The organism is Streptomyces sp. NRRL S-455 (genome assembly GCF_000717875.1).
Lineage (GTDB): Bacteria > Actinomycetota > Actinomycetes > Streptomycetales > Streptomycetaceae > Streptomyces.
On the sequence record NZ_JOCT01000024.1, the window covers coordinates 175,705 to 183,837 of the forward strand.

At 70.0% G+C, this 8,133-nt stretch carries 6 protein-coding genes; all 6 read left to right on the forward strand.

What is annotated here, in order from left to right; genetic code table 11:
* Positions 1 to 14 precede the first annotated feature (14 nt).
* The 6 genes from IE97_RS0129225 (at position 15) to IE97_RS0129250 (ending at position 8,025) form a co-directional block, all read left to right on the forward strand.
* Entirely contained in the window at positions 15 to 860 is an 846-nt protein-coding gene (locus IE97_RS0129225; protein ID WP_030246947.1) for a PmoA family protein, read from the forward strand.
* On the forward strand, positions 857 to 2,365 hold the full coding sequence (locus IE97_RS0129230) for a glycoside hydrolase 43 family protein (RefSeq protein WP_030246949.1): 1,509 nt from the start codon (positions 857 to 859) through the stop codon (positions 2,363 to 2,365). The genes IE97_RS0129225 and IE97_RS0129230 overlap by 4 nt, the downstream gene beginning before the upstream one ends.
* 29 nt (positions 2,366 to 2,394) lie before the next feature.
* Entirely contained in the window at positions 2,395 to 4,383 is a 1,989-nt protein-coding gene (locus tag IE97_RS0129235) for a pectinesterase family protein (RefSeq protein WP_030246950.1), read from the forward strand.
* 49 nt (positions 4,384 to 4,432) lie between these two features.
* Positions 4,433 to 5,782: an ABC transporter substrate-binding protein gene (locus tag IE97_RS0129240; RefSeq protein ID WP_030246952.1), complete on the forward strand. Its 1,350-nt coding sequence runs from the start codon at positions 4,433 to 4,435 to the stop codon at positions 5,780 to 5,782.
* A 98-nt stretch (positions 5,783 to 5,880) separates the two neighbouring features.
* A complete protein-coding gene (locus IE97_RS0129245; RefSeq protein WP_030246955.1) occupies positions 5,881 to 6,678 on the forward strand; it encodes a rhamnogalacturonan acetylesterase in 798 nt (265 codons plus the stop codon).
* A 33-nt stretch (positions 6,679 to 6,711) separates the two neighbouring features.
* Complete coding sequence (locus IE97_RS0129250; RefSeq protein WP_030246958.1) at positions 6,712 to 8,025, forward strand: pectate lyase family protein; 1,314 nt, start codon at positions 6,712 to 6,714, stop codon at positions 8,023 to 8,025.
* Positions 8,026 to 8,133: the final 108 nt, after the last annotated feature.

Below are 8,133 nucleotides of genomic sequence, written 5' to 3' on the forward strand. Positions count from 1 at the left end.
GAGGTGAGCAACCGATGACCAGCAACGACACCACGGTGCTGCGCGTCGCGGGCCGGCCGGTCGGCCGGTACGTCACCCGGCCCGAGCTGCCCACCCGGCTCTCCCCGCGGCCCTTCCTGCACCCCGTCACCACCCTGGCCGGTACGGCGGTCACCGAGCTGAGCCCCGCCGACCACGCACACCACCTCGGCGTCGGTGTCGCCGTTCCCGACGTCGAGGGGTTCAACTTCTGGGGCGGGCGCACCTACGTCCGCGACCAGGGCCCGACCGAGCTGGACAACCACGGCTCCCAGCGGCACGTCACGTTCCAGCTGCGCGACCCGGACGGCTTCGTGGAGGAGCTGCGCTGGGTGGCGGCGCGCGGTGAGCTGCTGCGCGAGCGCCGCACGGTCGCGGCCACCGAACTCACCGACCAGGCCTGGGCGCTGGACCTCACCTTCTCCCTCACCAACGTCACCAAGGATCCGCTGTCGATCGGCAGCCCCGCGACCAACGGCCGCCCGGGCGCGGCCTACGGCGGCTTCTTCTGGCGGGCCCGCAAGGAGGCGGCGGCCCCGGACGTCTTCACCCCCGGCACCGAGGGGGAGGCCGAGGCGCACGGCAGCCGCGCCGACTGGCTCGCCCTGGCCGGCTCCACCTGGACGCTGGTCTTCGCCGGGGCCACCGAACAGACCCGCCGGGACCCGTGGTTCGTACGCACCCAGGAGTACCCGGGCGTCGGCTCCTCCCTGGCGTACGACGAGCGGCTGCCGCTCCCGCCGGGCGAGACCGTCGTCCGCCGGGTCGTCACCGTGGTCGCCGACGGCCGCCTCGGCCGGGACGCCGCGGCGGCCCTCGTCCGCAAGGCGGTGAGCCTGTGACGACCCCGACCTACCGCAATCCCGTCCTCGACGCCGACTGGTCCGACCCGGACGTCGTCCGGGTCGGTGACGACTTCTACCTCACCGCCTCCAGCTTCGGCCGCGCCCCCGGCCTGCCGTTACTGCACTCCCGAGACCTGGTGAACTGGACTCTGGTCGGCCACGCCCTGCAACGCCTCGAACCGGCCGAGGAGTTCGAGACGCCCCGGCACGACTGCGGTGTCTGGGCCCCGTCCCTCAGGTATCACGACGAGCGCTTCTGGATCTTCTGGGGCGACCCCGACCAGGGCATCTTCCAGATCAACGCCCCGCAGATCAGAGGCCCCTGGACCCGCCCGCACCTGGTGAAGGCCGGCCAGGGCCTGATCGACCCCTGCCCCCTGTGGGACGACGAGACCGGCGAGGCCTATCTGGTGCACGCCTGGGCCAAGTCCCGCTCGGGGATCAAGAACCGCCTCACCGGCCACCGTATGCGCCCCGACGGCACCGAACTCCTCGACGAGGGCAAGGTGATCGTCGACGCCGACCGCATACCCGGCTGGTTCACCCTCGAAGGCCCCAAGCTCTACCGGCACGACGGCTGGTTCTGGATCCTCGCCCCCGCCGGTGGGGTGGAGACGGGCTGGCAGGGCGCCTTCCGCTCGCGCGGCTTCTTCGGGCCGTACGAGGAGCGGATCGTCCTGGAGCAGAAGGACACCGACGTCAACGGCCCCCACCAGGGCGGCTGGGTGCGCACCCGGTCCGGGGAGGACTGGTTCCTGCACTTCCAGCAGCGCGGCCCCTACGGCCGGGTCGTGCACCTCCAGCCGATGCGCTGGGGCCCGGACGGCTGGCCGGTCCTCGGGAACGACGGGGCCCCGGTCGCCGAACACCGCCTCCCCGATCTGCCGCCGCAGCCGCCCGCCGCACCCGCCACCGACGACGACTTCCCCGGCGGGCGGTACGGCCGCCAGTGGCAGTGGACGGCCAACCCCGGCGACGGCTGGGCCACCCAGCACTCCGGAGACGGGCTGCGGCTGACCTGCGTCCGCTCGGCCGACGCCCACGACCTGCGCAGACTGCCGCACGTGCTCACCCAGCGGCTGCCCGGCAAGCCCTGCACCGCCGAGGTGGAGCTGCGCCTCGACAGCGAGGAACCCGGAGCCCGGGCCGGGCTCGCGGTCCTCGGGGACGCGTTCGGCTGGATCGGCCTCCAGCGGGGCGCGGACGGGACCGCGCACCTCGTGCACCGGTTCGCCGAGACGGTCGCGGACGCCGAACGCGACGCCGCCCACCCGCGGCTCGCGCCCGAGGGCCGGGCCCGGTTGCGGATCGAGATCGGGGCGGGCGCACGCTGCCGCTTCTCGGCCGACACGGGCGACGGCTTCCGGCCGTCGGGCCCCGTCTTCGCCGCCACCCCGTGGCGCTGGGTCGGCGCCCTGCTCGGCCTCTTCGCCCTCGCGCCCATCGGTCGGGGACACGCGGGCGCGGCGACCTTCACGCTGTTCAGAGTCACCTCCGATTGAGCCACCCCGCACGCCTGTTGGGAGCCGCAATGACGCACTTCCGTAGCAAGCGCTTGTCGAGACCGGGCCACGGCAGAGTCGTGGCCACCGTGCTCGGCCTCGTCACCGCGCTGGGCCTCGGGGCCATCGGGGACGCCCAGGCGTCCCCGCCGGCGAAGGCCGGGCCCGCCACGGACCGCTGGACCGACCGGCCCCACGGCTTCGCCTCCCTCGCCGGCGGCACCGCCGGCGGGGCCGGCGGCAAGGTCGTCACCGTCACCGACCAGGCCGCGCTGGCGAAGTACGCCGCGGCCGAGGAGCCCTACGTCATCCGCGTCAAGGGCTCCCTCGACATGGACCCCTTCGGCACGGAGATACCCGTCGCCTCCGACAAGACCATCATCGGCGTGAGCGACACCGCCGAGATCGTGCACGGCGGCTTCACCCTCGACCCCGGCACCCACAACGTGATCATCCGCAACCTGACCATCCGCGACACGGCCATCGAGGGCAACTGGGACTGCAAGGACACCGACTACGACGGCATCCGCCTCGACACCGCGCACCACGTGTGGATCGACCACATACGGTTCTCGCGGATCTGCGACGGCCAGCTCGACATCCGCAAGGACAGCGAGTACGTCACCGTCTCCTACAACCAGTTCACGGACAACAACAAGACGTTCGGCATCGGCTGGACCCCCAACGTCAGGACCCAGATCACCGTCGACCACAACTGGTTCCGGGGCACCAAACAGCGCAACCCCTCCGCCGACAACTGCGCCTACGCGCACCTCTACAACAACTACCTGTCCTCGCAGCTCTCCGACGGCGACCCCGTGTGGACGTACGGGAACTGGTCGCGCGGCAGGACCAGGATGGTCATCGAGAACAGCTACTACGACGGCGTCCAGCACCCCTACCAGGCCGACGCCACCGCCGAGCTGGTGCAGCGCGGCTCGATCCTGAGGAACACCACCGGACGGCACGACGCCTGGGGCACCGCGTTCGACCCGCGCGCGTTCTACGCCTACCGGCTGGACCCGGCCGCGGCCGTGCCCGCACTGGTGAAGCGGTTCTCCGGACCGCAGAAGCGCATCGGCGGCCCGGTCGTGCTGAAGGTCCCGGGCGACTACCCGACCGTGCAGTCCGCCGTCGACGCCGTGCCCGACGGCAACGACGGCACCGTGGAGATCGCCGTCGCGCCGGGCACGTACCGCGAGAAGGTGTACATCCCCGCGGGCAAGCCGGGCATCCTGCTGCGGGGGACCGGACGCGACCGCTCCGACACCGTCGTCGTCTTCGACACGCCCGCCGAGTACGGGGGTTCGACCGGAAGCGCCACCGTACGCATCGCCGCGAACGACGTCACCGCACGCAACCTCACCTTCAGCAACGACTTCGACGAGGCCGCGCACGAGCTGAAGGGCGAGCAGGCGCTGGCGATGAAGACGACCGGCGACCGGATCGTCTTCGAGGACACCGCGTTCCTGGGCAACCAGGACACGCTGATGACGGACAGCCCCAAGCTGACCACCGTCAGCCGGGTCTACATCCGAGACTCCTACATCGAGGGCGACGTCGACTTCGTCTACGGCCGGGCCACGACGGTGGTCGAGCGGTCGGTGATCCGGGCGCTGAGCCGGGGCTCGGACACGAACAACGGCTACATCACGGCGGCCTCGACCTGGAAGGGCAACCCGTACGGGTTCCTGATCACCCGGTCGAAGATCGTCAGTGACGCCCCTGCCGGGAGCTTCCACCTGGGCCGGCCCTGGCACCCGGGCGGTGAGCCGGACGCGATCGCGCAGGTGCTGATCCGGGACACCGAGCTGCCGGCCGCGATCAAGGCCTCGCCGTGGACCGACATGAGCGGGTTCTCGTGGCGGGACGCCCGCTTCACCGAGTACCGCAACCACGGCCCGGGCGCGACGGTCACCGCTGATCGTCCGCAGCTGAGCGACGAGGCGGCGCGGTCCCACACCGTCACCGCCTACCTCAAGGGCACCGACGACTGGGCGCCCCACGCCCGCCACTGACCCCCCACACCTCCGAGTTCCGCTGGATCCAGAAGAAGAGAGCCGACCAATGAAGATCAGCAATCGCAGAAGCAGGCGCGCCGCCACGGCCGTCGCCCTGGGGGCCGTGCTCGCCCTGACCGCCACCGCCTGCGGTGACGACGGCAGCGGGGCGGGCGGCGACAAGGGCGCCGAGGGAAGCGGCAAGGGCAAGATCGTCTTCTGGGACAACAACGGCGGTGTCCGCACCGAGATCTGGAAGGAGATCATCGCCGACTTCGAGAAGGCCAACCCGGACATCAAGGTCGAGTACGTCGGGATCGCCGCGACCGAGTACCAGTCGAAGGTCGACACCGCCCTGCAGGGCGGCGGTCTGCCGGACGTCGGCGGTGTGGGCGCGGCGATGCTCGCCGGGTTCGCCGCGCAGGGCGCCCTGGAGCCGCTGGACGAGCGGCTCGCCAAGTCCTCGCTCGACGGCAAGCTCAACAAGGACATGGTGGAGTCGCTGAAGGCGGCCGGCGGGGGCGACGACAAGCTGTACTCGATCCCGACCTCCGCGAACAACGGTGTGCTGTACTACCGCACCGATCTGTTCAAGAAGGCGGGGCTCCAGGAGCCGACGACCTGGGACCGGTTCTTCGAGGCCGCGGACAAGCTCACTAACAAGGGCAGGAACGAGTTCGGGTACACCATTCGTGGTGGCGCGGGATCCATCGCGCAGGCGCTGGACGCCATGTACGGGCAGTCCGGGATCACCTCGTTCTGGGACTCCAGCGGTGACAAGACCACGGTGAACGACCCCAAGAACGTGGCGGCGCTGGAGAAGTACGTCGGCCTGTACAAGAAGGTCACGCCGGCCGCCGACCTCAACAACGACTTCACGAAGATGGTCGCGCAGTGGGACTCCGGCACGATCGGGATGCTGAACCACAATCTCGGGTCGTACCAGGACCATGTGAAGGCGCTCGGGGTCGACAAGTTCCGGGGCATTCCGCAGCCGATGGGTCCTGGCGGCGAGCGGGTTCAGGTCTCCAACCCGGTGGACGGTCTGGGTCTGTTCAAGAGCGGCAAGAACAAGGAGGCCGCCTGGAAGTTCATCGAGTTCGCCACGTCCAAGGCGGAGAACTCGAAGTTCAACGAGAACGCGGGCCAGGTGCCGTCGAACACGGACGCGGCGAAGGACGCGTGGATCTCGAAGGCCGAGCCCACGAAGCTGGCCGCCGACGCGTTGTCGGACGGGTCGACGACGATTGTGCAGTTGCCGTACTACCTGCCGGACTGGAACACGATTTCCAAGGCCGACAATGAGCCGAACTTCCAGAAGGTGCTGCTCGGGAAGATGAGTGCGAAGGAATTCCTGGACACGTTGGCTGAGCAGTTGAACACCGCGCAGGAGGAGTGGAACCAGCAGAACGGGTGATTCCTGCCGGGTTTCGCCGTGGGACGGCCTGTGGTGTGCAGGTGCGGGCCGTCCCCGGCTTGTCGTGCAGTTCCCCGCGCCCCTAGGGAGATTCTCATATGCCCCTCAACCGAAGACAGGTAGCTGTGGCCGCTGTCGCTGCCGTGCCCCTCGCCTTCTCCGCCACCGGAACCGCACAAGCGACCGGTCGCCGAAGTCGCACCCTCTACATAGCCGGTGATTCCACCGCGGCCCAGAAGTACGCGAATGCCGCGCCCGAGACCGGGTGGGGCATGGCGCTCCCGTTCCTTCTCCGTAAGGGCCTGACGGTCTCGAACCACGCCGTGAACGGGCGTAGTTCCAAGAGTTTCGTCGATGAGGGACGCCTGGACGCGATTCTCGGGGTGATCAAGCCCGGCGATGTCCTGCTCATCCAGTTCGCCCACAACGACGAGAAGGCCGAGGACCCCACGCGCTACACCGAGCCCTGGTCGACGTATCAGGCACATCTGCGGATGTACGTCGAGGGGGCCAGGGCCCGTGGGGCGCGGCCCGTGCTGGCCACGGCCGTGGAGCGGCGGAGGTTCGACGCGGGCGGCAAGGCCGTGCCGACGCACGGTGAGTATCCGGCGGCCATGCGGGCGCTCGCCGCCGAGGAGCGGGTCGCGCTGCTGGACGTCCAGGCGCTGTCGCTCGCCCTGTGGCAGGAGCTCGGGGTCGAGGAGACGAAGAGGTACTTCAACTGGACCGCGTCCGAGCAGGACAACACGCACTTCAGTCCACCGGGCGCGATCGCCGTGGCCCGGCTCGTGGCGCGGGAGCTGCTCCGTGCCCGGGTGCTGGGGCCGGGCGATGTGCGCCGGCTGGAGGCGGAGATCCCTGAGTCGTGGATCACCTGGCCGGAGCCCGCCGCGTAACACCCCCTGACGAAGAAGGAAGAGAGCCGCACCATGGACGTTCGCAAGTGTCATGATCATGTCATTCAGAGGAGAGTCGCCGTCGTGATCGGGTGTGCCGCGCTGGTGCTGCCCCTGAGCGGTACGGCCGCGCAGGCCGAGCCACGGGACGTGGCCCGCCAGACTCTGGGGGCCGGTGACGGGTGGGGTGCGTACGGCACGGGAACCACGGGCGGCGCAGCCGCCGATGCGGAGCACGTCTACACCGTCACCACCTGGGAGCAGTTCAAGGCCGCCCTGAAGGACGGCGGGTCCGCGCCGAAGATCATCAAGGTGAAGGGGATGATCGACGCCGTCTCCCAGGGCTGCGAGGCGTTCGAGGCCGAGGGGTACGACTTCCAGAAGTACCTCGCCGCCTACGACCCGGCCGTCTGGGGGCACGACAAGCCCGTCAGCGGCGAGCAGGAGGAGCTGCGGGCCGCGTCCGCCGCCCGGCAGGACCAGGCCATCAAGGCGAACGTGCCCGCCAACACCACCATCATCGGCGTGGGGAAGGGCTCGGGGATCCTCGGCGGCAGCCTGCAGATCAAGGGCGTCGACAACGTCATCGTCCGGAACCTCACCATCGAGGCCCCGGTCGACTGCTTCCCGCAGTGGGACCCGGCCGACGACAACAAGACCGGTGCCTGGAACAGCGAGTACGACGGGGTGGTCGTCTACGGCTCCACGCATGTGTGGGTCGACCACAACACGCTCACCGACGGCCGCTACCCGGACAGCTCCCTGCCGTCCTACTTCGGCAAGACCTACCAGCAGCACGACGGGCTGCTCGACGTCGTGCGCGGCTCCAACCACGTGACCGTGTCCTGGAACTCCTTCAAGGACCACGACAAGACCATGCTGATCGGCAACAGCGACAGCGCCACCGCCGACGACACCGGCAAACTCAAGGTCACGCTGCACCACAACCGCTTCGAGGGCATCGTCGAGCGGGCGCCGCGCGTGCGGTTCGGGCAGGTCGACTCCTACAACAACCACTTCGTGGTCACCAAGGGCCAGAAGTGGGGCTACGTCTACGGCATCGGCAAGGAGTCCCGGCTCGTCGCCGAGCACAACGCGTTCACGCTGGCGCAGGGCATCAGCCCGGCGAAGATCCTCAAGAAGTGGAACGAGGCGCCGGTCACCGCGGGCGGCAACGTCGTCAACGGCAAGACGGTCGACCTGATCGCCGTGCACAACGCGGAGATCCCCGGCGAGACGCTCCAGTCGGGTGCCGGCTGGACGCCGGCCCTGCGAGCCGACATCGACCCGGCGAAGGCCGTCCCGGGCATCGTCGCCGCCCGAGCGGGCGCGGGTCGCGTGTGCTGATCTGACCCGCCCCGTGGGTGTCCGCGATGTCCCGCCTGCCTTGCGACACCCTCTCGAACCGGCCGGGGCGGGCCCCATCGCACCCCCGCCCCGGGGTGCGATGGGGCC